The 26,726-nt window shown below is 40.3% G+C and carries 23 protein-coding genes; 5 read left to right on the forward strand and 18 right to left on the reverse strand.

The genetic code is table 11. The features are described 5' to 3' along the window. Nucleotides 1-9: 9 nt before the first annotated feature. On the reverse strand, nt 10-717 hold the full coding sequence (locus tag ACE1CA_RS03680) for a hypothetical protein (protein WP_413277108.1): 708 nt from the start codon (nt 715-717) through the stop codon (nt 10-12). Between the two features lie 3 nt (nt 718-720). Further along, nucleotides 721-2,139 (reverse strand): ParA family protein, encoded by a 1,419-nt coding sequence (locus ACE1CA_RS03685; protein ID WP_459563590.1) that lies wholly within the window; start codon nt 2,137-2,139, stop codon nt 721-723. Nucleotides 2,140-2,591: 452 nt separating this feature from the next. Between ACE1CA_RS03685 and ACE1CA_RS03690 the strand changes: the two genes are divergently transcribed. After that, nucleotides 2,592-3,524, forward strand: a complete 933-nt coding sequence (locus ACE1CA_RS03690) for a ParA family protein (RefSeq protein ID WP_413277106.1) — start codon at nt 2,592-2,594, stop codon at nt 3,522-3,524. Between the two features lie 52 nt (nt 3,525-3,576). Here the strand turns inward: ACE1CA_RS03690 and ileS are convergent, their stop codons facing one another. Then, nucleotides 3,577-6,945, reverse strand: a complete 3,369-nt coding sequence (gene ileS / locus ACE1CA_RS03695; RefSeq protein WP_413277105.1) for an isoleucine--tRNA ligase — start codon at nt 6,943-6,945, stop codon at nt 3,577-3,579. Nucleotides 6,946-7,014: 69 nt separating this feature from the next. Further along, complete coding sequence (locus ACE1CA_RS03700; protein ID WP_413277104.1) at nt 7,015-7,725, reverse strand: Ycf66 family protein; 711 nt, start codon at nt 7,723-7,725, stop codon at nt 7,015-7,017. Nucleotides 7,726-7,875: 150 nt separating this feature from the next. Between ACE1CA_RS03700 and gndA the strand changes: the two genes are divergently transcribed. Further along, the gene (gene gndA, locus ACE1CA_RS03705) at nt 7,876-9,381 is read left to right on the forward strand and encodes an NADP-dependent phosphogluconate dehydrogenase (RefSeq protein ID WP_413277103.1); all 1,506 of its coding nucleotides are present in this window, start codon (nt 7,876-7,878) and stop codon (nt 9,379-9,381) included. Nucleotides 9,382-9,415: 34 nt separating this feature from the next. Here gndA and ACE1CA_RS03710 read toward each other — a convergent pair whose 3' ends face one another. From ACE1CA_RS03710 to ACE1CA_RS03735, 6 genes are all read right to left on the reverse strand, one after another. Continuing rightward, the gene (locus tag ACE1CA_RS03710; RefSeq protein ID WP_413277102.1) at nt 9,416-9,643 is read right to left on the reverse strand and encodes a hypothetical protein; all 228 of its coding nucleotides are present in this window, start codon (nt 9,641-9,643) and stop codon (nt 9,416-9,418) included. Between the two features lie 70 nt (nt 9,644-9,713). Further along, complete coding sequence (locus ACE1CA_RS03715; protein ID WP_486517646.1) at nt 9,714-11,564, reverse strand: protein kinase domain-containing protein; 1,851 nt, start codon at nt 11,562-11,564, stop codon at nt 9,714-9,716. A 91-nt stretch (nt 11,565-11,655) separates the two neighbouring features. Beyond that, the gene (locus ACE1CA_RS03720; RefSeq protein WP_413277100.1) at nt 11,656-11,838 is read right to left on the reverse strand and encodes a hypothetical protein; all 183 of its coding nucleotides are present in this window, start codon (nt 11,836-11,838) and stop codon (nt 11,656-11,658) included. After that, on the reverse strand, nt 11,835-12,179 hold the full coding sequence (locus ACE1CA_RS03725; RefSeq protein WP_413277099.1) for a hypothetical protein: 345 nt from the start codon (nt 12,177-12,179) through the stop codon (nt 11,835-11,837). Before ACE1CA_RS03725 ends, ACE1CA_RS03720 begins: the two co-directional genes overlap by 4 nt. Before the next feature lie 121 nt (nt 12,180-12,300). Further along, on the reverse strand, nt 12,301-13,215 hold the full coding sequence (locus ACE1CA_RS03730) for a WD40 repeat domain-containing protein (protein WP_413277098.1): 915 nt from the start codon (nt 13,213-13,215) through the stop codon (nt 12,301-12,303). Nucleotides 13,216-13,327: 112 nt separating this feature from the next. Then, nucleotides 13,328-15,178, reverse strand: a complete 1,851-nt coding sequence (locus ACE1CA_RS03735; protein WP_413277097.1) for a protein kinase domain-containing protein — start codon at nt 15,176-15,178, stop codon at nt 13,328-13,330. Between the two features lie 106 nt (nt 15,179-15,284). On the opposite strand from ACE1CA_RS03735, the gene ACE1CA_RS03740 reads away from it, so the two are divergent. Then, complete coding sequence (locus ACE1CA_RS03740) at nt 15,285-16,406, forward strand: tocopherol cyclase family protein (RefSeq protein ID WP_413277096.1); 1,122 nt, start codon at nt 15,285-15,287, stop codon at nt 16,404-16,406. Nucleotides 16,407-17,032: 626 nt separating this feature from the next. Further along, the gene (locus tag ACE1CA_RS03745) at nt 17,033-17,665 is read left to right on the forward strand and encodes a YdcF family protein (RefSeq protein ID WP_459563587.1); all 633 of its coding nucleotides are present in this window, start codon (nt 17,033-17,035) and stop codon (nt 17,663-17,665) included. Between the two features lie 10 nt (nt 17,666-17,675). Here the strand turns inward: ACE1CA_RS03745 and ACE1CA_RS03750 are convergent, their stop codons facing one another. The 7 genes from ACE1CA_RS03750 to plsX form a co-directional block, all read right to left on the reverse strand. Beyond that, the gene (locus ACE1CA_RS03750; RefSeq protein WP_413277094.1) at nt 17,676-18,719 is read right to left on the reverse strand and encodes an AI-2E family transporter; all 1,044 of its coding nucleotides are present in this window, start codon (nt 18,717-18,719) and stop codon (nt 17,676-17,678) included. Nucleotides 18,720-18,882: 163 nt separating this feature from the next. Beyond that, nucleotides 18,883-19,194 (reverse strand): DUF2288 domain-containing protein, encoded by a 312-nt coding sequence (locus tag ACE1CA_RS03755; protein ID WP_413277093.1) that lies wholly within the window; start codon nt 19,192-19,194, stop codon nt 18,883-18,885. A gap of 375 nt (nt 19,195-19,569) precedes the next feature. Then, on the reverse strand, nt 19,570-20,208 hold the full coding sequence (locus ACE1CA_RS03760) for a lysophospholipid acyltransferase family protein (protein WP_413277092.1): 639 nt from the start codon (nt 20,206-20,208) through the stop codon (nt 19,570-19,572). Nucleotides 20,209-20,244: 36 nt separating this feature from the next. Continuing rightward, nucleotides 20,245-21,129, reverse strand: coding sequence for an ACP S-malonyltransferase (gene fabD / locus ACE1CA_RS03765; RefSeq protein WP_413277091.1), 885 nt, complete (start codon nt 21,127-21,129; stop codon nt 20,245-20,247). Between the two features lie 71 nt (nt 21,130-21,200). After that, nucleotides 21,201-21,755 (reverse strand): Uma2 family endonuclease, encoded by a 555-nt coding sequence (locus tag ACE1CA_RS03770; protein ID WP_413277090.1) that lies wholly within the window; start codon nt 21,753-21,755, stop codon nt 21,201-21,203. A 34-nt stretch (nt 21,756-21,789) separates the two neighbouring features. Next, nucleotides 21,790-22,863, reverse strand: coding sequence for a beta-ketoacyl-ACP synthase 3 (locus ACE1CA_RS03775; protein ID WP_459563589.1), 1,074 nt, complete (start codon nt 22,861-22,863; stop codon nt 21,790-21,792). Nucleotides 22,864-22,868: 5 nt separating this feature from the next. After that, nucleotides 22,869-23,903: a phosphate acyltransferase PlsX gene (plsX, locus tag ACE1CA_RS03780; protein ID WP_413277088.1), complete on the reverse strand. Its 1,035-nt coding sequence runs from the start codon at nt 23,901-23,903 to the stop codon at nt 22,869-22,871. 248 nt (nt 23,904-24,151) lie between these two features. Here plsX and ACE1CA_RS03785 point away from each other — a divergent pair, with 248 nt between their 5' ends. After that, on the forward strand, nt 24,152-25,501 hold the full coding sequence (locus ACE1CA_RS03785) for a D-alanyl-D-alanine carboxypeptidase (RefSeq protein WP_413277087.1): 1,350 nt from the start codon (nt 24,152-24,154) through the stop codon (nt 25,499-25,501). Nucleotides 25,502-25,533: 32 nt separating this feature from the next. Here ACE1CA_RS03785 and lptC read toward each other — a convergent pair whose 3' ends face one another. Continuing rightward, on the reverse strand, nt 25,534-26,724 hold the full coding sequence (lptC, locus tag ACE1CA_RS03790; RefSeq protein WP_413277086.1) for an LPS export ABC transporter periplasmic protein LptC: 1,191 nt from the start codon (nt 26,722-26,724) through the stop codon (nt 25,534-25,536). Nucleotides 26,725-26,726: the final 2 nt, after the last annotated feature.

Here is a 26,726-nt window from a genome sequence, read left to right on the forward strand (position 1 = left end):
TTAAGTCAACTAATTTCGCCCCCACTCGTCAATAATAGTAAAAATTGTTTTTTCACCCAGACCTTTAACGGACTGTACTACATCCCTGTAATCTTCAAACTGCTGATTTTGCTTCTTCTGCCGAGCATTTTCTATTGCTTTGGCAATTTTTTCTGCACTAGAAATCCGCGAACGTTGCAGTTTGATTGCTAGTTGTTCTTGACTAAGCGTATTAAGTAATAGCAATGGATCATTTTTTTCGCTAGTTTGGGACTCAATATGCTTTAACTTGTCTTCTAACCTTCGCCTTTGTTCTGCTTGTTCTTCTCTAAATTCATTGATTTGCTTTTCAATCCGCAATTCAATATTAGTAATGCGTAGCTCCAAATCACTTGGGTAATCTTTGTGTTTTTCAAATTTATCACCTGACTCTAAGCTTCTGATTAATTCTACTTGTTTTTTAACAATGTCTTCACTTTCACCAGAAACTACAAAGGCATTAACCATTTCACCTTTACGAGTATCTTTTTCTCTAGCTCTTACAGCGGCATAGTATTCTAAATGCCCATCAATTATGCTATAACTTTCTGAACCTATTACTTTTAAAATCAATGGTTTTATCAGTTCCCCAGAATCTAAAATAATTTGGGCGAACTGTTCTAAGTCAGATTCATTAAAAGTCGAACGAGGAACGGATGACGTAATATTTTTAACATCTACAAGTGAAAGTGAAATCATTGTCTATTCCTCCATTTTTTCTAAAACTTCTATTGCTAAAAGCTCAAATTCGCTAGCAGCAGCCTGAGCAGGTTGATAATAAGATTTAACCTCGGCATAATCCATGATCGATTTAGGATCTGGAATTTGTAATTCTCCCACAGTTATAGTTTTATTAGTACATTCTGATAAAACGGTTCTTTCATAAATTACTGTTTCCATAAGAGGTAAATTATATTTTTCTGGTATGGCATTTCTCTGTTTAGGAAAAGTGTACTGTAAAAATTTTTGATTGGTTGCAATTTTAGAAGGAAGAACACCCATTACATTTATGCTAGGTTTTCCTATAGCTTCTCTACCTTCATTAATTTCCTTAATAAAGTTTTTCACACTTGACAAGCCTTGATTGGCAAATGGTTTTAAATCTGAAGGTATGATCAGATAATCAGCAGCAGTCAGAGCAACTTGAGCATACAAATCTCTAGATGGTGGAGTGTCAATAATCACAATATCATAGTCATTATCTGTTTTTTTCAACTTAGTAACTAGCCGATTTATGCTAGTTGCAGCCATTCGATTTAATTTAAACTGCCCTTCTATTAAATTAATATGAGAAGGAATAACATCAATTTCAGGGGTATTAAAATAATTAGATTTCTTTGCTACATCTTTAACAAAGTAGAAATCTGAGGATTCTAACAAATGATATATATTGCAATCTCTTAAATTATCGTCTTCCTCAAACTGGAACTTAATCAAACCAGTAGCAAAAGTGCTATTTGCTTGAGAGTCTATATCAATTAAAAGCACTTTTTTTCCTTTCTTACTCAATGCTGCTGCTAAATTTACTGCAACAGTTGTTTTACCGACTCCGCCTTTATTGTGGTAAACTGCGATCGTCTTCATTGTACTTTTCCTCTTAGTTTCAAGATTAGGTTTAGCAATTTGAACAGTCTTCTTTATCGGTTCATTTTGAGATTTAATTACCACAGAAGGAACTTCCGTAGGTTTTTCTTTCAGACTACCTCTGCCAATTAGAGATTTAATCTCATCTATGTGACTATCAAGTTTTTCGCCAGAACACTGAAAAATCAACTGGATATCATCGTTGAATCTTTCATAAATTCTAATTTCTTTAGCATTTGTCAGTAGTCCATATCTGAGATTCAAACTGATTAAGTATCGCTTGAGTCTGGGAATATGCTTATCCAATTTTTGCCCTGGATGTTTCGCTTCCATCACCACACCTGATGGCGAGTCACCATCCAAGACAAAAGGAATTTTTTGGATGGCAAAAGCTAAAAAATCTAGACGAATTCTGCCGAAAGAAACTTCTTGATGCCAGGTGTCAGGTGTATAACCTAACTTGGGTAACAAATAATTGACGATAAGCTTACTTTCAACTTCGCTTTCATTACGGCAAAGTTGAGGATGAAAACTCAAAATATTTCTCCTCTCTGGCGCAGTATTTCTCAAAGATAAGCTGACTCTGCTTTCTATTGTCGATCGAGCTACAATCCATCGATACGGGGAAACTACTGATTTCACTCTAAGCGAGATTCCTGGCTTCTTCAAGAGGTCGGGGATCTCTGTTTATCCCGCACTCCTGCGCCTGCTGCTACCTGAAAAGCAACTAGAGAAAGAAAATTTGCTTTACCAAAAGCGGGAAATTTGCCAAGATTACAGAGCCTATTAGCTAAAATAATCCAGTTGCCTAAAAGCTAGGATTCATGGGAAAATCATCCGTTGACTTGTCTACCAGGGGGAAGTTTCAGCAGTTAACGCCCTTTTGCACGACAAACATATTAAATTTATTCAAGCGTGGCGATCGATGTGTTATCCAAGAGTCTAAACAAGGTTGAAAACAGGGCGAAATTATTGAGAGGACTGAACGAATGGGATTAATAATTGCAACAGCAAATATGAAAGGCGGCGTAGGTAAAACAACCCTCACCGTAAATTTAGCTGCTTCCTTAGTAAAAGATTTCGGCAAAAAAGTTTTGGTGGTAGATTTGGATAATCAAATTAGTGCCACTTTGAGTTTAATGTCTCCTCAAGACTTTTCTAAGCGGCGACGGGATAAACGAACATTAAGGCATTTAGTAAATAAGGCAATTAAACCGGATCTTAAATTGACAATACCGATCGGAGAGGTAATTAATCCTTATGTTTGCTCGTTAAAAGGGTTAGATTTATTACCAGGTGATTTGGATTTATATGATGAATTTTTAGTATCGGAAATGCTGTATGAGAAAGCAGTTCGTACAGGTAGCAGTAACTTTGAACAAATTTGGATTGATTTTGAAAGAGAATTAGTAGCAACCATTATCAAACCTGTACTTAAAGACTATGATTTCATCATTCTCGACTGCGCCCCAGGTTATAACCTTTTGACTCGTAGCGGTTTACTCGCCAGCGATTTTTACATTTTACCAGCTAAACCCGAACCATTATCCGTGATTGGTATTCAGCTACTAGAAAGACGCATTGCTCAACAAAGAGAAGTTCACAGAAATGAAGCTAATATCAGAATTCAAATGTTAGGAATTGTCTTCACTATGTCAGCTAATTTATTAGCTGGTAGATACTACAATCAAGTAATGAGAAGAGTTAATGAAGATTACAGTGCTACTAAATTGTTTAAAACTCGCATTCCTCTTGATGTAAATGTTTCTAAAGCAGTAGATACTTTTATGCCTGTAGTTTTGTGCAATCCCCAATCACCTGGAGGTAAAGCTTTTACTCAATTAACTCAAGAATTTCTCCAAAAAATTACAGTCGCTACTAATACAAAACAGAATCCAGCAAAGATTGATTTTGGTGAATAAGGGACTGGAGTAGAGGCAATTCATGAATTGCCTCTACCCCAGTTCCCTACCACTAAAACTTCCCTTGTAATGCAGGAATGCAACGTTCACAAAGTAGGGGATCTGAAAGAGATTTGCCTACATTGACGGAATAATTCCAACAACGATCGCACTTTTCCCCATCAGCTTTAACTATTCCAACACCTAGATTTTCTGTCTGCAATTTATATTGCAAATCGGTTAAAGCATCAGGTGAATCTAACAATTCCACTTGGGAAGAAATGAACAGATAACGCAGTTCATCCACACCTCTAAGAATTCCTAAATCTTGGGGAACAGTCTCAACTTCTAACAAAGTAATTGCTTCCGGTTCAGTAGCTTCAGGAAGCAGTTTTTGTTCGGTAATTTCCCCAGTTTTACCCAAAATTTCTTCTTTGAAAGTGCTAACTTTTTCTACCCATTTTTCGCGGTCTTTAGCGAATAGTAAATAGCTGCGTGCATACCACAGAAAGTACAAAATTCCCACCGTTTTGAAAAATGGTTCTAGTACCGGAACTCGGTTAATTACCCCTAAAGTTCCCCCTATTACATAAAGAGTGATAGTTGCTGCCAGAATTAAACCAATAGTAATTAAAGGTTGATTGTAATTGCGGACAAACTCTCCGAAATTCACATTCAATTCTTGCAGAACTGGGTATTTAGTCGCAACAATTGACCCAGGTGGCGTGTATGCTTTGGCATCAATTAGAGTTGGTTCTGCTGGTGCTTCTGGTATGTATTCGACAATTTCCGGGGTTAATTCCGCCAATTGTTCGCGCAGTTTTTCATCAGCAACATAAAGCAAAACTTTCGCTTCCAAAGAAGAACCAATAGTTTTTTCACTCCGCGCCTGATCCATGACTTTATTAACTTCTTGGCGCAGCTGTCTTAATTGTTGCCATTTGTTAGCTAATTGGGGATTTTTCCACCTTTCATCTATTTTTACCCAACCTGCTTCAAACACGGATTTGTAAGGAGTTGAGTAAGGGATGAATTGCCAAATATCTTCGGCTGTGTGGCATAATACTGGTGCGATCGCTCTTGCTAAGTTTTCTAGTGCGATCGCTAAAACCGTTTGACAGCTACGACGACGATAAGCATCAGGCGCACTGATATACAACCGATCTTTCGCCACATCTAAATAGAAATTAGACAAATCTACCACACAAAAATTTTGCACCGTTTGGAAGAATCGGAAAAATTGGAAACTCTCAAAAGCAGCTTCCACCTCTGAGAAAACCTCCGTCATCCGATGCAACATATAACGGTCTAATTCCGGCAATTCTTCATAAGGAACCGCATCTTTTTCAGGGTCAAAATCATGCAAATTTCCCAACAAAAACCGCGCCGTATTGCGGATTTTACTGCGGATATCAGCCATTTGTTTGAGCAGATTTTTCCCCAAAGGCACATCAGTAGAATAATCTACCGACGACACCCACAACCGCAAAACATCAGCACCATAAGGCGGTTCTTCTTTCTGATTTTTTCCCCCTTCAATCACAATAATTGGATCGACAACATTCCCCAAAGACTTACTCATTTTCCGGTTCTGTTCATCCAAAACAAAACCATGAGTTAAAACCGTTTTATAGGGCGCAATTCCATTAGTTGCCACACTAGTTAATAAACTAGATTGAAACCAACCGCGATGTTGATCCGAACCTTCCAAATAAATCTCTGCGGGATAATGTAATTCCGGGCGTTGTTCTGCCACAGCTGCCCAAGAAGAACCAGAATCAAACCACACATCCATCGTGTCAGTTCCCTTGCGGTACTTCTTGCCATTGTTGAGTAATTTTTCCGGCAAAAGTTCCTCAACAGAAAGTTCCCACCAAGCATCAGAACCTTTTTCGGCGACAATGCTTTGAACGTGAGAAATCGTCTCTTCAGTTAACAGAGGTTCTCCGGTTTTTTCATCATAAAAAACGGGAATTGGTACGCCCCAATTACGCTGACGAGAGATACACCAATCCGATCGTTCTGCTACCATTGGTGTAATCCGATTTTCCCCTTGGGCGGGAATCCATTTAACCTCGGAAATTGCCTCTAAAGCTTGTTCCCGGAAACCAGAAACCGAAGCAAACCATTGTTCAGTCGCCCGATAAATCGTCGGTTTTTTCGTTCGCCAATCATAAGGATATTTGTGTCGATAAGGTTCTTCTTTCAACAACACATTTTCCTTTGCCAACGCTTCCACAACAGCGGCGTTACCTTTATCCAGAACATCTAAACCTGCAAATTGTCCCGCTTCTTCGGTGAAATTTCCATCAGCATCGACGGGGGAAAACGCAGGTAAATTGTAACGCTTTCCGACTTGAAAATCCTCATCCCCATGTCCGGGTGCAGTATGAACTAAACCCGTACCAGAATCAGTAGTAATGTAATCGCCACCGATGACAATGGGACTTGTGCGATCGTAAAGTGGATGCTTGTAAGTACAATTTTCAAAAGAACGACCCACGCCAACAGCGCGAACCGTCAACTTGACACCAAAAGTATTAGCTAACCGTTCCACCAAATCATTAGCGACGATTAAATACCTAAAAAGCCCAAGTTTTTCGCCCTTTTGGTCAACCTCTACCACAGCGTAAAGCAAATCAGGATTCACCGCAACAGCCATATTCGCCGGAATAGTCCAAGGCGTAGTCGTCCAAACCGCAACACCCAACTCTGGCAAATAAGGCTCTAGCGCTTCCTGCAAATCATCTGCTACGCTGACCACAGGGAAAGCAGCGTAAATACTGCGCGAAACGTGAGTCGGGTTGCCCTTTTCATCTTCAGGATATTCCAACTCCGCCTCTGCCAAAGCAGTTTTAGAACTCGGACTCCAGTGAACAGGTTTTAAACCTCGATAGATGTAACCCTTCAACACCATTTGTCCGAAAACGCCGATTTGCGCCGCTTCGTATTCCGGTTTGAGAGTCAGATAAGGATGTTCCCAATCTCCCCAAACGCCGTAACGCATGAAACTGCGACGTTGTTCGTCCACAGTATTTAAAGCAAACTCCTTTGCTTTGTGGCGAAGTTCCAGAGGCGTGAGATTTTTCCGTTCCTCTGGTTTCATTTGCTGCAAAACTTTTAACTCAATGGGCAAACCATGACAATCCCAACCAGGAACGTAGCGCACCTTGCGCCCTTTAAGTAACTGGTAACGATTAATAATATCCTTGAGAATCTTATTTAGGGCATGACCAATGTGCAGCGAACCATTGGCATAAGGTGGCCCATCGTGCAATACAAATATATCGCCCGGATTGTTTTGGGACAATCTTTCGTAAATTTGATTTTCTGCCCAAAACTGTTGGATTTCTGGTTCCCGCTTGATAGCGTTCGCACGCATATCGAAGTCAGTTTTGGGCAGATTAACGGTGTCTTTGTAGCTTTTAGTTTCTGTGGTCATTGGTCATTGGTCTTATGTCATTATGTCATTGGTCAGAGTTGTTCTCAGACACCAGTTCCCATTCCCGAATTATCCCTTTTCAATTTTGTCAAAGGGACTTTCTGGAGGCGAACTAGGTAGATTTTTCTCTTTTGCATCTTTCACAGCTTCTTCTACCAGTTTAGGATCTGGAGGATTGGGGTGAACTAGTTCCGGTTCTCTAGTTGACGAAGATTCTTCTGTAGTCTCCGATTGTAGGTTGTCTGGGGTAATTTCGGTGATTGTCACCTCAGCTGTGGGAGAGGTTGTTACTGTTTCTGGGGAACTTGCTGCGGCAGGAGTAACGGTTGGTTTAACTTTGGGCGGTTTTGGGGTTTTCAGTTTTCCGCCAGAAAATAAACCTGTAAGTTTTTGGGGTAGTTGAGAAATAGTTTCCGGTAAGGATACCTTGGAAGCTTGAGATTTGAGGTTTTCGGTGAGGTGTTTTGCCTCAGATAAAACTTTTTCGGTTGCTTCTTCGGTGTTGGGTAAATCGGTTTGTTGCCATTTAGGAGTTAATTCTCTGCGTAATGTCAGGGTTTGCCAACCAAACCAACCTAATAGGGCAACGCTGGCAACTTGTCCTAACAGAACGCCACCTGTAATTCTGCCAGCACAAACCCACAAAACTAAGGCGTAAAACAACCCGACTCCACTCCAATAAAAATCGCTCTTGCGGTGGATTTCTGGTAAGAAAAATGCGGCAAGGTAAATAGCAAGGCTGCCTGTACCAACTACTAATGCCAAGATGTATGCGAGCATAAAACTCCCATCTAGTTAAACGGCTTATACCCGCTAATTTTACCTTTTCGATCGCAGTCTTAATTTCTTCTTCCAGGACAACACAGAAAGTTACCGCTAACCTGAAGGAGACAACTTTCGCAAGAACAGCAGTATTAAGTAAAAAATCCTATGGCACTACAGAGTTTTGGTGTAATCGGTTTAGCAGTGATGGGTGAAAACCTAGCATTGAACGTAGAACGTAATGGTTTTCCCATTTCTGTGTACAACCGCACCGCTAAGAAAACTGAAGAGTTCATGCAGACACGCGCCCAAGGCAAAAATGCCGTAGCAACTTACACCATTAAAGACTTTGTTGCGTCTTTAGAACGTCCCCGCAGAATCTTGATTATGGTGAAAGCTGGTGCGCCTGTGGATGCAGTAATTGAAGAATTGAAACCTTTCTTGGAAGAAGGGGATATCATCATTGACGGTGGTAACTCTTTGTACGAAGATACCGATCGTCGCACCCGTGAGTTAGAACCACAAGGTTTCCGCTTCATTGGTATGGGTGTTAGCGGTGGTGAAGAAGGGGCATTAAATGGCCCAAGTTTAATGCCTGGTGGAACTACTAGTTCCTATCAATATCTTGAGCCAATTTTTAGCAAAATTGCGGCACAGGTTGATGATGGCCCTTGTGTGACTTACATTGGCCCCGGTGGTGCTGGTCACTATGTCAAAATGGTTCACAATGGTATTGAGTATGGTGATATGCAGCTAATTGCTGAAGCTTATGACCTACTCAAAAATGCGGCAGGTTTGAATGATAAGCAGCTGCATGAAGTATTTACGGAATGGAATACTACTGACGAACTCAATTCTTATTTGATTGAGATTACTGCTGATATTTTCAAATACATTGACCCAGACACGAAACAACCTTTGGTGGAAATGATTTTGGATGCGGCGGGACAAAAAGGCACTGGTCGTTGGACTGTACAAAGTGCTTTAGAATTGGGTGTTTGTATTCCGACAATTACAGCGGCGGTAAATGCCCGGATTATGTCTTCTTACAAGACAGAAAGAGTTGCTGCTTCGCAAGTTTTGACTGGCCCAACTGCTAAATTTACGGGCGATGTTAGCACTTTTGTCACGCAAATTAGGGATGCGCTTTACTGCTCAAAAATCTGCTCTTATGCTCAAGGTATGGCGCTTTTGAGTTCGGCATCGAAGGCTTTTTCTTACGAATTGAATTTGAGTGAAATTTCGCGGATTTGGAAAGGTGGTTGTATTATTCGGGCGGGATTTTTAAATAAGATTAAGTCAGCTTTCAAGGAAAATCCAGAGTTACCGAATTTGCTGTTAGCTCCTGAGTTTAAACAGACAATTTTGGATCGTCAAGGTGCGTGGCGGGAAGTATTGTCACAAGCGGCGTTGTTAGGAATTCCAGTTCCGGCGTTTAGTGCTTCTTTGGATTATTTTGACAGCTATCGGCGCGATCGTCTACCCCAAAACCTCACCCAAGCACAACGCGACTATTTCGGCGCACACACCTACGAAAGAGTCGATAAAGAAGGCGTTTTCCACACAGAATGGACTAAGATTGCTGAAGAATCGGTACAAACTTCAACCCCAGAACCTTTGCAAGCACAAGAACCCGCTAAAGTTGCAGGTACTGCTGTAGGTTCTGCTGAATAATTAATCATGGGTGGGTGATTCCCACCCTGATTTTTTATGGCAATGGATAATCATCATAAAGCCCTTCGTCTTCTGGTGCGTAACCGTTTAAAAAAGCATTATTACTGCGGACAATGACTGGTGTTTCATCTTTTGTAATTGGCTGAATTGTAATTAACCATCGTCCGGGGCTAAGACTTTCTGTTAAAGAGTCTGGTAGAGTTATTTTGTCTCCTGGCTGAACTTCTATTTCGTAAGTCAGATTGATTAATTTACTTTTCATAGGCTATTAGTGGGTTCACACTGTTAATTATAAATGTCTTCCGGGAATTTATCCTAATTTTTTTATCTCCTTAATCAAACTGCCAAATTTTAATAGTAGTATCCTCGCTACCACTAACAATAAATTTACCATCAGGACTAAAAGCCACACAATTAACTGCTGCTAAATGTCCTTTGAGAGTACAAATTAATTCGCCATTGCTGAAATTCCAAAGTTTAATAGTATTGTCAATACTCCCACTAGCAATAGTTTGTCCATCAGGACTAATAGCAACCGAAGAAACATAAGCAGAATGTCCAAATAAAGTGTTGATTAATTCCTGATTACTGAGTTGCCAAATTTTGATAGTACAATCCCAACTCCCAGTAACAAGGATGTTGCTATCACGACTAAAAGCGATGCTAGAAACTCCGTTAGAATGCCCTTTTATAGTGCTAATCAAATTCCCCGTTTCTAAATGCCAAAGTTTGATAGTATTATCCCAACTACCACTAGCAAGAATGTTCCCGTCAAAACTAAAACTTAAACAAGTAACGGCGTTAGAATGTCCCCTTAAATTACCAATACATTGACCAGTATTTATATCCCATCTCTTGACAGTTTTATCATCACTTCCACTAGCAATAGTTGTACCATCATGGCTAAAAGCTACGCAGCGAATATAATCAGAATGTCCCCGAATGTTTTGCAATAATTCACCGTTACTAATTTGCCATAATTTAATAGTTTTATCTTCGCTTCCACTGGCGATAATTTGATTGTTTGGACTAATAGCAACACTTCTCACCCAATCTGAATGTCTATTGAGAGTATTTAGCATTGAAGATTCTATTTCTCCGTTTTGATTGGTAACTAATTGCCATAATTTAACAGTTTTATCCCAACTTCCACTAGCAATAAATTGATCGTTGGGACTAAAAGCGATCGACAAAACGGAAGCACTATGTCCGGTGATAGTATGGACACATCGCCACATTTTAGGCGAGAATGAATGTTGAATATTAGGTTTTACAGATGCAATTGGTAAAGTATTTATTTGCGGTTGCTGTTGCTGCAAATCTTTGATGATATCTGTTACAGATTGATAACGCTGATTAACAGCATTTTTAATCAATTTATCTAAAATATTACTTAATTCTTGACTTACAGAATTATTCACTAAATACTGTCGCCATACCCAAGCATTTTCATTAATATCAAACAAATCGAAAGGAGAAACTTGAGTCATTAAGTAAATACAAGTTACACCTAAACTATATAAATCACTGGCAAAAACTGTCTTTCCTCTTGCTTGTTCGGGTGCGATATATTCAGGCGTACCGATAACAGTTCCAGTTTTTAGCAAAGCTGTTCCTGTGGCAAATTTTGCCGCACCAAAATCTACTAATACTAATTGCCCATCAGGGCGACGAATGATGTTTTCTGGTTTAATATCTCGGTGAATTACATTGTGAGAATGGATAAATTCTAGAACAGGAAGCAAACTATTAAGTAACTCACGAATTTGACTTTCTTTAAAAGTTCCTTCTGCTGCTAATGTTTGGGCTAAATTTTGCCCATCGATGAATTCTTGAATTAAATATTGACGGTTATCCTGGGAAAAATGGGCTAGTAATTCGGGAATTTGGGGATGTTTTCCTAATTCATCTAATCTTACTGCTTCTTGTTCAAATAATTCTGCTGCTTTTTGGGAATTGTTCGTTCCTTGTGCTTGGGGAAAAAACTGTTTGATTACACATCTAGGTTTTGAAGGTTTGTGTTCATCGACTGCTAAAAAAGTTCTGCCAAAACCGCCTTGTCCTATTAGTTTAATCGATCGATAACGTTCGTTGAGTAAAATTCTTGTGCCACAACTTTGGCAAAACTTTGTATTGTCGGGGTTTTGGGGTTTTTGACAGTTGGGGTTAAGGCAATAACTCATGATGGGAGGTAGATTAACTCAGTCTATACTTAGTATTCCCTTGAGTTTGTTGGATGTAACGGTGCGATCGTACTCAACCCCCAAAAATTTCTCAATTACTGTTTTTCAGCGTTGACTTCAACCTTTCCAAACGCTGTTGCCGACTTTGCTGTTCTAACATATCAATAGCTGTTTGTAGTTCTAAACCAACTATTTCCATTTCTTGAATAGCACGACGAGCTTTGGCACTAGTTTGTTTAACCTTTTCTGGATCGGGCATGGTAAAGTTAGTCATAGTAAACTCCAATCTTGTTTCATTTCTTGAACGCTCCGCTCTAATGCTGGAATGCGAACTTGGGCGTTAGTTATTTTCTCATTTAAAAACTCTAGCAAATCCCCAGCGGCAATTGGTTGAGATTGGGCTATCCGTAGCTGAATATTAGCAAACTGTGAAAAGCGAGTTGATGCTTGTTCAGCTATATCCCTGAGATCATTGAGGGGAGTCATAGTCTCCGATGTTTCGCCAAATCGCTCAAATAATGTTAATTCAGCTGCTGTAGCTTCATCAACAATATCTAATAACTGTTGTTTTAACAATGCAATATTTTGGCTAATTTCAGGAGTTAATTTTGCCATGTTTTCAAGAAATAAAGATTAGTGAATATTTTAATATCAACGTTAAATTATAATAGTAGTGTTTCCGCTACTATTATAATTTAACCAGGTACGCAAGCCACTTTACAATGAAATAACCTTTTTACAAATCAACAGGCAAAATCGTAATATTCTTATCTGCACCCCCGTTAGCTAACTGCTTACCATCAGGACTAAAAGCTACAGAATAAACAGCCTCTTGATAATTGACACTACGAATAATTTCCCCAGTTTCTAAATCCCAGAATTTGACAGTTTTATCTTTACTCCCACTAGCCAAAATTTTACCATTTGGACTAATAGCTACAGAACAAACCCAATCAGAATGACCTTGAAGAGTGCGAATTTCTTTACCATTTTCTCGCCCCCAAATCTTGATAGTCTTATCTTGACTTCCACTAGCAATGGTTTTACCATCTGGACTAATAGTAACAGAATTTATCCCACCAAACCAATCAGAATGCCCTGTAAGAGTAAACATTTTTTTGTTTGCTAAAGACCAAATCCTGATAGTTTTATCATTCCCACTACCGGAACTTACTAAACCTTGATTATCAGGAGTAAAAGCTACAGATAAAACTGCGTCAGAATGCCCATTTAGGGTTAATATTAGCTTTCCATTTTCTATACGCCAAACTTTAATAGTTTTGTCATTACTGCCGCTAATCAAAAATTGCTCATCTGGGCTAATAGCAACAGCACAAACTTTTTCTGAATGCCCTGAAAGAGTAAAAATTTCCTCTCTCTTACTCACATCCCATATTTTAATTGTTTTATCATCACTGCCACTAGCTAAAATTTGCCCATTAGGACTAAAAGTAACAGCATTAACTCCACCAAACCAATCATTTTTTCCATGTCCCGTCAAAGTATAAGATTCGCCATTAACTAAATGCCAAATCTTCACTGTTTTGTCCTGACTTCCACTAGCCAAAGTTTGACCATCTGGACTAAACGCAACAGACATCACCGCAGAAGAATGACCCTGAAAAGTCTTGACAAAAATCAAATCTTGCATGGTTAACTTTCCTTTAAGTTGAGCGACATTTTCAGTATTCCCCAAAAATGATTGATAACTAACAAATTACCCCTTCGCTTTCTTCCTTCGCGTTCTTTGCGTCCTTTGCGGTTCAAACCCCTTGCCAAAACTTAATACTCTTATCGTGAGAACCGCTAACTAAAAACTTACCATCAGGACTAAAAGCTAGAGATGAAACTAACTGTAAATGATGGGGAAAAGAAGCAATTAATTTTTCAGTTTGCCAGCACCAAATCTTAATTGTAGTGTCTTCTCCACCACTAGCAATCATTTGTCCATCTGGGCTAAAACAAAGCGATCGCACTGAATACAAATTACTCATAAAACTATTAACTAATTCTTCAGATCCCCAATCCCAAAACTGAATGGTTCTACCATAACCACCAACGGCTAAAATCTTACCATCTGGACTGAAAGCAAGATCGTAAACCCAACCAAAAGGCCATTCAAAACTTTTAATTAACTTTCCAGTCCTTAAACTCCATAATTTAATATTTTGAGTTTCTCCACCACTGGCTATTATATGGCGATTTGGACAGAAAGCGATCGCGTTAATCTTACCCTTTTCCTCAAATTTGTAAACTGATTCTTGATTATTAAGTCGCCAAACCTTAATATGTTTTTCCTCACCTGCACTAGCAATAAAATAACCATCATGGCTAATAGCGATGGATTTAATTGGTGCTGAATGCCCGATAAAACTATTTTTAATTTCTCCCGTTTCCAAATGCAAATACTCAATTCTACCTTCGCGATCGCCACTTACCAGAAATTTTCCATCGGGGGTGAAAGCGATCGTATAAATCGCACCTGCACATCCATAAAAACTTTGAGAAGGCAGCGATATTGAGCCAGTTTGAATTTTTTCAGCATCAAAAGACCATCGCTTAATTGTACCATTTTCGCTGCTACTAGCCAGAGTTTTACCATCAGGACTAAAAGCCAAAGAAAGCACCCTACTAGAATGCCCAAAGATAGTGCCAATATATTTCCATTTTTGACTTAAAGGCTGAGATATCAATGACGAAACAACAACTGGATCTATAGTTGTATTTGCTTCAAACAAATGTAAATTTAAATCGTTTAAAACTTCTTCAACACAGGGATAACGTTTTGCCGTCGCAGCTTCCAATAACTTATCTAAAATTGCAGTTAACTCATCACTAATGGGATGTTTAAGATATTTTCGCCAAACCCAAACCCCTTCTCTAGTATCATATAAATTAATAGGATGAAGCTGTGTCAGCAAATGAATGCAAGTAACACCTAAACTATATAAATCGCTGGTGAAAACTGCCTTACCCAAAAGCTGTTCGGGCGCAGTATAACCCGCACTACCAATCACCGTTCCAGTCAATTCTAAAGCCAATCCAGAAGTTAATTTAGCCGCACCAAAATCGACCAAAACTAATTGCCGATCGCTACTGCGACGGATAATATTAGCAGGCTTAATATCTCGGTGAATTATCTGGCGCTCATGAACAAACCGTAATACCAACAACAAATCATTTAATAATTGCCGAATTTGCGTTTCATTAAAAGCCCCATTTTCTGCCAATTCTCGATCGAGGTTTTTTCCCTCAATAAACTCTTCCACCAAATATTGCTGCTTATCTTGGTCAAAATATGCCAACAATTCTGCTATTTGAGGATGATTACCCAACTGTTCCAAGCTAATAGCTTCATTGCGAAACATTTCCGCTGCTTTCTTAGCAGTTTCCCCATTTTGACATTGAGGAAAAAACTGTTTAATCACACAGGGAGGTCGAGAAGGCTTAAACTCATCTACAGCCAAGAAAGTTCTGCCAAAACCACCTTGACTCAAAGGTTTTATAGCACGATAGCGATCGCCCAAAAGCAACCTCGAACCACAGGAAAGGCAAAACTTTGCGCCATCACCATTGAGCAGCTGCTGGCACTGAGGATTAAGACAATAACTCATATTGAAAACTAAGTAATAATGATTGAGGATTGAGTAGATTCATCCCTTAATTAATTTCTTCCTAATTCCCATTCCTTAATTATGTTCTATGTAGCTGCTAAAGCTTATGTTCAAACTTCCCCATCAACTCAAAACTTTACAAACACCCCACAGTGGCTATCATTGGGACGGAAGCGAAAGGCGTTTTTTTGAAGGTTGGTACTATCGAGTTACCCTACCCGAACATCGCCAAACATTCGCCTTCATGTATTCGATCGAAGATCCGATCGGAGGTAAACTTCACAGTGGAGGCACTGCCCAAATCCTCGGCCCAAACGATGAGTATATTTGCCGCAGTTTCCCCGACATGAAAAAATTTTGGGCATGGCGAGATAGCTTAGGATTAGGACATTGGGGACAAACCAACTTTCCTCCCCCTTGCCAAGGGGGACGGGAGGGGGATCTCTTAAAACCCCGCTACCTCCCACCAGAAGAGTTTACAAGCCACATCCAGCAAGGATACCAAGGAACAGCAAAATTCCATCAAGGAAGCCTTCACGACCCCGGCACAGGTCACACAGCACGTTGGCAATACGAGATCCAACCCGTTTACGGCTGGGGAAACCCCGGACAACCACAACAATCAACCGCTGGTTTCTTCTCCTTCCTGCAAATATTTGAACCCGGATGGCAAATATTAATGGCTCATGGTTTAGCCACAGGTTGGATAGAGTGGAATGGCAAACGCTACGAATTTACCAACGCGCCAGCATACGGCGAAAAAAACTGGGGTGGCGCATTTCCTCAAAAATGGTTTTGGCTAAATTGTAATTGCTTTGACAACCAACCAGACCTCGCCTTAACAGCTGGTGGTGGTAGACGTGGCGTTCTTTGGTGGATGGAGTCAGTCGCCTTAGTCGGAATTCACCACCAAGGTAAATTTTATGAATTCGTTCCCTGGAACTCCCAAGTCAGTTGGCAAATTCAACCTTGGGGAAAATGGCAAATGCAGGCGAAAAACTCCCAATACGAAGTGGAATTGTTAGGAACTACTGACTTACCCGGAACACCTTTACGTGCTCCCACTCGTGACGGAATGCAATTTGTGTGTCGAGATACCATGCTGGGAAATCTTACCTTAGAATTGCGCGAAAAATCTCAAACTATCCTGAAAGCTACCAGTTCCCTCTGTGGATTAGAAGTAGGCGGTAGTCCTTGGGAGCAACCCTGGCTGTCTAAATCGAATTAAACTCAGATCCCCCAACCCCCTTACTAAGGTAGGGGGGATCTAGGTTTTAGGTTTCACTGTGTAAGTCCGATTAATTTGCTATGATGACTTTGTGCTTGGGGCTGTGGCTCAGCTGGATAGAGCGAGCGCCTCCTGAAATTCGGGCACCATAGCAGGAAACTCTATGTGTGAATGTGGTCAAAGTCGGTGAAACCTAAAAAGTTGAAAAGAAGCTTATCGAATTGTTTAATCTTCTTACACTTCATGGCAATACCGAGCCAAGCCTGACTCTCTCCGACAAACTATAAAAAAGAGGTTGAAGTCAGGAAGGTGTAGAGACGAGACGGCCACCACCTAATAGCTTTTAGCTGATGGTGAAGGTATAGTCCAGAGAGTGGGGAAACTCACACGAATCTGAAGCGCTAGGTCATGGGTTCAAATCCCATCAGTCCCGTTAATCGATTTTAGATTTATTTTGGATTTATTTTGGATTTGCGATCGCACAAATTCATCCCCAGTGCTGTAATATGACAATCTCGAATCATAATTTTTTCAGCAGATTGCATCTGGGGTTGAAGCTAAACCTTATAGTGGGGTATCATCTGCTGCGTGATTGCGAAAATTTAACGGATTATTTCGATCGATTCATGGTTCTAAAGATTCAACCCAGCAGGCGAAGAAAAAGATTGCGAGATAAATCTTCTCGTAAATTTAGTAGCAGCATAAAGATACTGACCTTAATTTCACCTTTATTATTGTGGTTTAGTTATAAACAAATTAGAAGTTGCGAAACACCCCAAGCAGTTTTAATGTTAGGTGGTTCAACCTCTGCCTTAGAAAGGGAAAAATTCACCGCAAAATTTGTCAGTCAACAACCAAATTTAGAGAATTTAGAGATTTGGATTTCTTCGGGCGGTTCAGGAAAATATAATAATTACGCTAGAGAAATTTTTATTAAAGCGGGAATTAACTCCGAAAAAATTCACTTCGATAATCAAGCAGTAGATACAGTTACAAATTTTACAACCTTAGTAGATGAATTAAAGGCTAGAGGTGTTACTAGTGTTTATTTAATTACCTCTGATTATCACATTCGTCGCGCTCAAGTTATCGGTGAAGTAGTTTTAGGAAGTCGCGGAATTGTCTTTAAATCTGTTGCAGTTCCCTCTCAACAATCTCCCGAACCAATTGAAAAAGCAATTCGCGATGGAGCAAGAGCTATATTATGGGTAATTACTGGTAATACAGGGAAAAATTTCAGCCGCTATTTTTCTCATTGATATTCTTAATTTAATCCCAATTGATGATTTTTTTGTTATCAATGCCAAACCAACTGAGGAATACTCCAGCAATAGGAGTTGCTAGAAAAATCCCCAGTAATCCAGCTATTCGATAACCAACTAATAAGGCAAAAAAGCCAATTACTGGGTTAATATTTAGCGAATTTTGCATGACTCTTGGTGCTAATAAATTATCCTTGATTTGCTGAAGTATTATGCAAGCTATGAGTACATTAAATGCTAAATTAACACTTTTAGGCAATAAAATTAAACAGACCAAACCAATTCCTAATGTCGCTCCAATTCCGGGAATTAATTGAAATAATCCCGCAATTACAGCTAAGATTAAAGATAACGGTACTTGCAGAATTAAAAATACAATAAAAGCCGCTACTATAAAGAATAAACTTAACAGCAATTGTCCTCGGAAAAAACCCAAGAAATTACGCTTTACTATAACTGTAAATCTTTTTCTTGAATGCTTAGGAATGAGGCGGACAATAAATGACCAAAGCTGTGCGCCGTCTAATAACATGAAAAAAGCTACAACTTCTATTAAAATCAATTTTACTAAGTAATCTAAAACTATCTGGGAAGTAGTAAAACTAGCATTAATAAAGGTAGGTAATTGATCTCGCAGAGATTTTTCTAGCGTACTAAAATCAACTTGTAAGTGTCGATAACGGAGATACTTTTCTAGTTGTGCTACTAATGGGGTGAAGGAGTTAACAAAATCAGGTAGAGTATCAAGGAGTTGTTGTCCTTGAGAAACAATTGCTAATCCGACTGTAACAGTAAACCAGCCAAAAACTAATAAGCTCGACAAGAAAACTAAAGTAACGGCTATTCCATGAGGTAAGAACCGTTGCAACCAATTTACGGGAAAGCTGAGGAGAAAGGCGAGGACTGCTGCTAAACTAAAAATAACAATGATAGTTTCAAAGTATGCTAAACATTGTACTAGAGCCCAGCCGGAAGCAAATAGTAATAAAAAGCGAACTAAAACTAAATTATTAAGTCGCTGCCAGAAATTAGGCGGAGGTGATTCACTCATATTTTTTGAAGTTAGATGCCCAAAAATAAGGAGCAGGGGAGCAGGGGAGCAAGATAGAATTATTAAGGTTTTTCTACAATTTCTCCTAATTCGTCAATTAAATACCCACTAGTTTTTAAATAAAAGCTAAAGACTTCGATTCTTGTAAGTAAACTCTTTAGGATTAAGGAGAAGTTTGGTTGGTTACTGCTAATTCTTGGATTAATACAAATGGCTGCACTATTAGGGCATTAAATCTTTTATTGAGGTTGGCTTGCCATTGTTCCATCTGATTTAAAGTGGGTTTATAAATCAGTTGTTGATTAATCCAATTTTGTACTAAAGAAACGTTATCATTTGCGATCGCAACTCCTACATCCACTATACTTAATTCTGGATTAACAACGATCAAAGAATCACGACCAACATGAGGCAATAACCACTGCCATTCTGCTTCATCCAAAGATGCGGTTAATTCTGCTTTTAAATCTGGCATCTGTTAAAAGTATTACTTGATTGATTTACCACTCATTAGTCTTTTGTCATTTGTCAAAATCTAAAGACTTTGGTCTGAATAATCAGTGACCCACAACGGCTGACTAATGACTAGTAAATCTAATTATGGTTTATTCTAACTTGCTATTTCTCAAAGAGAACTCTTTCGGACTACAGAATTTTGCCATGCTCAGCTAAGGTGCGGAGGCGCAGAGGCGCAGAGAAGAAATAAATTCTCCCCTTGTCACTTCGTTAGTTATGAGTTTTAAGTTTTAAGTTTTGAATTAACAACTTAAAACTCATAACTCGCCCTTATCCTCTTGTCCCCTTGTCCCCTTGTCCCCTTGTCCCCTGTGCCCAGTCCCTAAAACCCAAGCTATCGTCCCAAATCGTGTAGCGCATTGATTGCGGTAGTGCATTTTTGCGTTACTGCTTCCAATTCCTCTTTATTGCTCGAACTAGGAGGCTGGATGATTTCGCCTATTCGTACCGTGACGGGTACTACTTGCGGAATGGTTGAACCTTTTTGCTCGATTTTTTCTGTACCCCACAAACTAACAGGCAATAAGGGTGCTTTTGCTTTCGCCGCAATTAAAGCTGCGCCTAATTTTGGTTGGGTAATCTTGCCATCAGGTGTGCGAGTACCCTGCAAAAATATGCCTGTAGCCCATCCTTGCTCTAAAGATTGTAGTGCAGAACGAATAGCGCTGCGATCGGCAGATAAACGATTCACCGGATAAGCACCGTACAATCGAATCGCTTGACCTAAAACTGGCACGCTAAACAACTCTTCTTTCGCCATAAAAGCTACCGGACGGCGCACAGAACAGGAAACTATAGGCGGGTCAAAATTACTCGCATGATTACTTACTACTAACAATGGCCCTTCTTTTGGCACCTGTTCCGCGCCATAAATTCGCCCCCGAAAATAGAGGTGTAACATCGGGCTTACCACTGACCATTTAAAGGCATGGTAAAGCATCAAACTAACAAAAGGCTCTCGGTTTCTAGGCATAGTAGGAGGCGGGGTAGCAGGGGGAAATTTTAGCGTTTATTGGGTCGGTAAATCGGCGGCGCTAGTAATATTTTCTAATTTTAAATTAGGACAGGTGCGTTTAATTAAACCTGTGAGAACTTTTCCGGGGCCAATTTCTACTACTTTCTCTACACCTGCTTCCGGTAAAGTTAGACAAATTTCTCGCCAACGCACTGAACCTGTCATTTGTTCGGAAAGACGTTGTTTTAAAACAGTTGCTTCTGTTGTTGGTGTCGGGTCTACATTTGAGATTACCGGGACTTCGGCATCGTTAAAGGAAACAGCATCTAAAAATTCTTGAAACTCTGTTGCAGCTGGTGCCATTAATGGTGAGTGAAAAGCGCCGGAAACATTTAATTTAACAGCCTTTTTTGCTTTGACTTGAGATAATGCAGTTTCTACTGCTTCCGGGGTTCCAGAAATTACCACTTGACCGGAACTGTTATCATTTGCCAATACTAAATCTGGAGTATTTTTGATTATTTCTGCTAACTGTTTTTCGTCAAATCCCATTAATGCTGCCATCATTCCTCCAGCAGCACTATCCATTAATTCAGCCCGTTTTTTTACTAGTTTCAAACCTGTTTCAAAATCAAAAACCCCAGCGACGTGAAGGGCAACATATTCTCCTAAACTATGCCCTGCCACTAGGTTTGGTTGATGCCCTTTTTCTTGAATTAATTCAGCCAGAATACTTTCTATTACGTATAAGCAAGGCTGAGTGTATAAGGTATGAGAAACTTTATCTTCTGGATTTTGGCAAATTTCTAAAACTGACCACCCTAAAATTTTTTCTGCTTGTGAAAATTTATTTTCGGCATTAGGGAACTCTACTAAATCTCCTCCCATACCAATTTTTTGTGAACCTTGTCCGGGAAACACCCATGCAGTTTTTGTCATTGTTTGTTATTGGTTACTGGTTATTGGTGAATAATTTAGCAACAAATGAGCCAAAAAAAGCATAAAATATTTTAATCGAATATGGGAGGCCAAAGTTCAGTTACAGGCAGTTCCCAGCTAGGGAATAATTCTGGGATAGTCAGGGTTTGCTGATTATTTAAAACTGTTGCTTCGCTCCCAGAATGATAAATTGTTACTGTTTGTTCATCAGGGTCGATTAATATTCCTACTCTGGCTCCTAATTCCAAAAACATTTGAATTTTGTCTTGGAGTTTTTTGATTCTGTCTGTACGGGATTTAATTTCTACTACTAAATCAGGCACTAATTCGCCAAAAGCTCTTACAGTTTGCCTGAGTCTTTCTCGCGAAACGAAGGAAACATCTGGCGCTCTGAGGTCAGTATTTGGCAGAATAAAACCGCCACTGGAGTCAAATAATCGCCCTAGTTTTCTCGGTGTAATCCAAGTAAATAAAAAGGCGGTTAATCGTACTCCAATTTCACTGGAAACTATATCTGATGGCCCTATAATGACGATGTTTCCGTCTTGCAACTCTAGTTGGTAATCCTCATATTCTGGGGAGAGTTGCGATCGAAATTTTTCTAAATCCCGCACAGTGAAGATCATAGTAATTCTCCTGGGTTAATTAGCTTTTTTTAGCTTATTTACCCCATTGAAAAATTGCAGCACCATAAGTTAAACCAGCACCAAAACCTGCGATCGCGATCGTATCACCTGGCTTAATCTTACCTACTCTCACTACTTCATCCAAAGCAATAGGAATCGAAGCAGCAGAAGTATTGCCATAATTAGCGAGGTTACTAATCACTTTTTCTGGGGGAATATTCAACCGTTGCGCTACAGCATCAAGAATTCTTTGATTAGCTTGATGTAATATTAACCAATCTATTTGGTCAACTGTTAAATTGGCACGAAATAGGGCTTTTTCAATCACTTCTGGAACTCGTTTGACGGCGAAGCGATAAACTTCTTGTCCGTTCATGGTAATTGGTTGAAAAGTGCCTTGATTAATCGCAACTCCCTCAACTAATTCTTTCGCTTCACTTTTGTAACTTAGGTTGAGATAATGATTTTGGCTACCATCACTGCGAATTTCAAAACCTAAAAAGCGATCGCGCAGCGTTGCGTTAGCAGTATCGCGCAACGTTGCGTTAGCGGTATCGAGCAACGAATTTGAATCATATAAAACCGAATCAGTTGCTTGCATTACCACCGCTCCAGCACCATCACCAAATAATATACAGGTGCGGCGATCGGACCAATCTACCCAACGAGAGAGGATATCTCCCCCGATTAACAGTACGTTACGATAAACGCCGTTACGGATGAATTGGGCACCTGTCACCAGAGCGAACACAAAACCCGAACAAGCAGCGGTGAGATCGAACGCTACAGCTTTAGTTGCGCCGATTTTCGCTTGAATTTGACTCGCACTGCCAAATAGGTCGTCTGCCGTAGAAGTCGCCAGGATAATCAAATCGATGTCTTCAGGAGCGATCCCAGCCATTGCGATCGCCTTTTCCCCCGCAATGCTTGCCAACTCACACAGAGATTGTCCGGGTACTGCAATGCGCCGTTCCCGGATTCCCGTGCGCGTGACAATCCATTCATCAGAAGTTTCGACGATCTGACTGAGATCGTGATTAGTTAAAGAAACCGTTGGTATTGCGGCACCACTTCCGGTGATGGCAACACCTTGTCCTAATTGCTGCAACATTATTACTCGACCTCAGCCGCTGGTGCAGCAGGTTGGTGATAGTTGGATGTAATTCTTTCTAGTACTTGGTGATCGATCGCTTCTTTAGCCAACCGAATTGCATTAAAAATCGAAGGAGCCTGTGACGCTCCATGACTAATAATACAAATTCCAGCCACACCCAAAAGCAACCCACCGCCATGTTCGGCATGATCTACCCGCTGCTTAATCCGGTTTAAGTTAGGTTTGAGCAAAGCAGTACCCAATAAACCATGCAAACCTTGAGGCAATTCTTCTTTGAGGATTTGTAACATTACTTCGCCCACCGCCTCAGCAAATTTGAGCAAGACATTACCGACGAAGCCATCACAAACTACCACATCAAAGTTACCGGAAAGCAAGTCTCGACCTTCCGCATTACCTACAAAAGAAATTCGGTCATTCTGTTCGAGCATTTGGTGAGTGCGAATTGCCAAATCGTTACCTTTACCAGGTTCTTCCCCGATATTGAGTAAACCGACTTTTGGTTCTGTCACACCTAGAACATACTGACTGTAAATCGATCCCATGACAGCGAACTGTTCTAAGAATTTGGGACGACAATCGACATTTGCCCCCACATCCAGAAGTAACACTGACTTATCTGCCAGGATTGTCGGTAAAACCGCGCCAATCGCTGGTCGATCGATTCCTTTCAACCTTCCCAGACGCAACAAAGCTGCTGCCATTGCTGCGCCCGAATGCCCAGCCGAAACCACTGCATCAGCCCGTTTTTGCTTCACCAAATCCATAGCGACGTTGATGGAAGCTTTCGGCTTGCGTTTTAAACCGCTCAGTGGTTCTTCGTGCATTTCGATCGTACCTTCGGAAGGCACAATTTCGATCGGAAATGAGTGTGCTTGTTGACCTAGAGCCGCTTCAATTTGAGAAGAATCGCCTACCAGTAGAACTTCTACGTCTAATTCTTCTCTTGCTCTAAGTGCGCCAGCGACGATTTCGGCGGGGGCATGATCCCCACCCATCGCGTCTATTGCAATTCGTGCCCTAGCTGATCCCATTGATCAATGTAGTAGAAACATCAAAAATTTTACCAGATGGCTTCCCTCGAAAAATCAACCTTTACGGAAGAAGTTTTGGAAGGGGACTTGTGATTGGGGACAAGGGGACAAGGGGACAAGGGGATTGGGGGATAACTGTTTCTGATTTCTTTATCTTTGCAAATTTACTAATTTAAGGCAAAATCTAAGTTGCTCAATGTAAAGTTGAGAACCTTAAATCTCAAGTTCGGGTTGAGGAGCGTTTCAAAGTGCTGGAGTTGTTTAGTTCTGGTTTGATGTCGGTGTGGTTGGATATGGCAGGGATTCACCGTTCTAAGTTGAATTCTAAGCAAGAGATGGTTTGGCCTGGAAATGCGGGATTTGTGCTCTCAGCTGCGCCGGAACCGCAGACAGCAAGTATAGTTGAGCAATATTTAAAAGAGTTGGGGAAACAAAATCCGATCGCACAACAAGCAATTTGGCTACAGTCGGGACCAGTCGTATTAGCCAATAAACAAGGTTCAATCCCTTTACCAGCAGCTTCTCTAACCAAAATTGCTACCTCTTTGGCTGCCCTCTCTACCTGGAAACACTCCCACCAATTTGAGACGCTAATCGGTACCACAGGGCTAACAAAAAAGGGGGTACTACAAGGGGATTTAGTGGTTACTGGCGACGGCGATCCGTTGTTTGTTTGGCAAGATGGTATTGCATTGGCTAATTCTTTGCATCGCCTGGGAATCCAAAAAGTAACGGGAAATTTGGTGATTCGGGGTAGGTTTGAGATGAATGGCAACCATGATGCTTTGCGATCGGGCCAAATGCTTGTGCGATCGTTTAATTCTCGCACTTGGTCTAGACCTCTGATCTTTAGATATTCTCAAATGCCTAAAGGTACTCGCAAACCTCAATTGCAAATTTTGGGTGGCGTGAAGGTGGAAAAGCCCGAAATTGGCCCGCAACAAACTAAACTATATTTACTCTTGCGTCATCGTTCTTTAACTCTGACTCAATTGCTCAAAGAGATGAATATTTTCAGCAATAATGATATGGCAGAAAGTCTGGCAGAATCTTTGGGCGGGGCGCAGGTAGTACGGAGACTAGCGGCAAATGCTGCGGGTGTACCTTTGCAAGAAATTCAATTAATTAATGGTTCGGGTTTAGGTGTGGAAAATCGGATTTCTGCTAGGGCAGTTTGTGGAATGTTAATGGCTTTACAGCAAAAATTGCAACCTTTAGGGTTAACCATCGGTGATTTTTTCCCGGTTTCTGGTCGCGATCGCAATGGTACTATGTCCCGTCGTCACATTCCCCAAGCAACTGCGATTAAAACTGGGACTCTACGAGATGTCAGTGCTTTAGCCGGAGTGATGCCCACACGCGATCGAGGTTTGGTTTGGTTTGCGATCATCAATCGTGGTAACAATGTCCTGGGTTTTCGTACCAAACAAGACCTGTTACTACAAAGTTTGATTCAAAAATGGGGAACTGCTGTAACTCCCCCTTTCGTAGTCCTTCCCACTCCCGCCAGCATTGACTACGTAAAACGGATCGGGGCGAGCGATCGTAATCAGATAATCTTAAAAGGCATCAAGGCAGAAAGAAAAGAAGAGGACTAATCGTAGGGGCAATTCATGAATTAACCCTACGATTAATCCTCTGGCTTCTTCCCACGAGGGACAATTTGAGTGATGACTGGAGAATTACTACCATTTCCCGTAATAGCGATTTTTTGCTCTTTGAGGTTGCCAAAAGCTTTGGGGCCATTTAAAGTTAATGGCGGGTCAGTTTGCTGATAAAAAACATTGCCATTGGCTACAAATTGCTGAGATTCTAAATACCAAGTCATATCATCAGTTCGCAGGTTAGAAGGTGGTTTTTGCCCTGTACCTTGAACACCTCCGATTAAGTAAGCAATTTGTGGAGTTAATTCAACTCTACCTTGACTGGCGTTTAAGGTAATTTGTTGTTCTCGTTGGTAAATGGTTACTGGTTGATTTGAGGAAACTATTTTGGTATTTAAATTCCACACAATGGCGTTACTAGCGATTTGCATGGGAGGTTCGGAAAAGGTAATTTGTCCATTTTTTCCCAGTTTGGCAATTTTATTTTTTAAGTCTACTTCTCCTTGATTTCCTGTCGCCCGATCGGTAATATTTTGTCCATTATAACGATCGATTTGAATAAAGCGATCGCTAGACATTTTCTGTTCGGAAACTTGCCAAAGTAACCTTTCAGTTTTCATGATTAAGGGAGGGTCGATCGCTTTTGCTACCACTTGACCAATAAATTCTATCTTTTTCGCCCGACTAAAAGCCCTTGCTTCTTGCGCCGATGCTTGTGCTTGTTTATGACTTCCAGTTAATTGATTCCGTACAATTAAAATATCTTCATCCGGTCGCCATTCTAATTCATTACCCCGCAAAATTACCCCATTTTGCATATCTACGGCAACAATTTGACCCTTGAGAAAAATTTGTTTACCATCTTCTTTAATTTCTCCGGTTTGACCGCTAACTTGATATACTAATTTCCCATCTTGAAATAAATCTCCGCTAGGAGTTTCCATTTTTGCATCTTTTTTATTATTACTATAAATAGCTTTTTTAGCTTTTATTTTCCATAAAATGCGCCCCGAATCATCAAATTTATCCAGAATGACATCGTTCAATGTCAGGCTACTATCTGCTTCTTTAGCTAATGCTCTTTCTTGAGCTAGTCTACTATCTTGGGCTAACTTTCTGGCAGTTCTCCCTTCATTCTCGCAGGCGATCGTGCCAAACAATAGCCAAATCAAAATCAGTTTAAAAAAGACTAATTTATTCAGGGTAATTTTCCTCATAG

It is taken from the genome of Floridaenema evergladense BLCC-F167, from assembly GCF_041929205.2.
GTDB lineage: Bacteria > Cyanobacteriota > Cyanobacteriia > Cyanobacteriales > Aerosakkonemataceae > Floridanema > Floridanema evergladense.

Bases quoted from the DNA above. Each gene is read 5' to 3' on its own strand.
- ACE1CA_RS03680 (WP_413277108.1), bottom strand. From the start codon at position 717: ATGATTTCACTTTCACTTGTAGATGTTAAAAATATTACGTCATCCGTT.
- ACE1CA_RS03690 (WP_413277106.1), top strand. From the start codon at position 2,592: ATGGGATTAATAATTGCAACAGCAAATATGAAAGGCGGCGTAGGTAAA.
- ileS (WP_413277105.1), bottom strand. From the start codon at position 6,945: ATGACCACAGAAACTAAAAGCTACAAAGACACCGTTAATCTGCCCAAA.
- ACE1CA_RS03700 (WP_413277104.1), bottom strand. From the start codon at position 7,725: ATGCTCGCATACATCTTGGCATTAGTAGTTGGTACAGGCAGCCTTGCT.
- gndA (WP_413277103.1), top strand. From the start codon at position 7,876: ATGGCACTACAGAGTTTTGGTGTAATCGGTTTAGCAGTGATGGGTGAA.
- ACE1CA_RS03710 (WP_413277102.1), bottom strand. From the start codon at position 9,643: ATGAAAAGTAAATTAATCAATCTGACTTACGAAATAGAAGTTCAGCCA.
- ACE1CA_RS03715 (WP_486517646.1), bottom strand. From the start codon at position 11,564: ATGAGTTATTGCCTTAACCCCAACTGTCAAAAACCCCAAAACCCCGAC.
- ACE1CA_RS03720 (WP_413277100.1), bottom strand. From the start codon at position 11,838: ATGACTAACTTTACCATGCCCGATCCAGAAAAGGTTAAACAAACTAGT.
- ACE1CA_RS03725 (WP_413277099.1), bottom strand. From the start codon at position 12,179: ATGGCAAAATTAACTCCTGAAATTAGCCAAAATATTGCATTGTTAAAA.
- ACE1CA_RS03730 (WP_413277098.1), bottom strand. From the start codon at position 13,215: ATGCAAGATTTGATTTTTGTCAAGACTTTTCAGGGTCATTCTTCTGCG.
- ACE1CA_RS03735 (WP_413277097.1), bottom strand. From the start codon at position 15,178: ATGAGTTATTGTCTTAATCCTCAGTGCCAGCAGCTGCTCAATGGTGAT.
- ACE1CA_RS03740 (WP_413277096.1), top strand. From the start codon at position 15,285: ATGTTCAAACTTCCCCATCAACTCAAAACTTTACAAACACCCCACAGT.
- ACE1CA_RS03745 (WP_459563587.1), top strand. From the start codon at position 17,033: ATGGTTCTAAAGATTCAACCCAGCAGGCGAAGAAAAAGATTGCGAGAT.
- ACE1CA_RS03750 (WP_413277094.1), bottom strand. From the start codon at position 18,719: ATGAGTGAATCACCTCCGCCTAATTTCTGGCAGCGACTTAATAATTTA.
- ACE1CA_RS03755 (WP_413277093.1), bottom strand. From the start codon at position 19,194: ATGCCAGATTTAAAAGCAGAATTAACCGCATCTTTGGATGAAGCAGAA.
- ACE1CA_RS03760 (WP_413277092.1), bottom strand. From the start codon at position 20,208: ATGCCTAGAAACCGAGAGCCTTTTGTTAGTTTGATGCTTTACCATGCC.
- fabD (WP_413277091.1), bottom strand. From the start codon at position 21,129: ATGACAAAAACTGCATGGGTGTTTCCCGGACAAGGTTCACAAAAAATT.
- ACE1CA_RS03770 (WP_413277090.1), bottom strand. From the start codon at position 21,755: ATGATCTTCACTGTGCGGGATTTAGAAAAATTTCGATCGCAACTCTCC.
- plsX (WP_413277088.1), bottom strand. From the start codon at position 23,903: ATGGGATCAGCTAGGGCACGAATTGCAATAGACGCGATGGGTGGGGAT.
- lptC (WP_413277086.1), bottom strand. From the start codon at position 26,724: ATGAGGAAAATTACCCTGAATAAATTAGTCTTTTTTAAACTGATTTTG.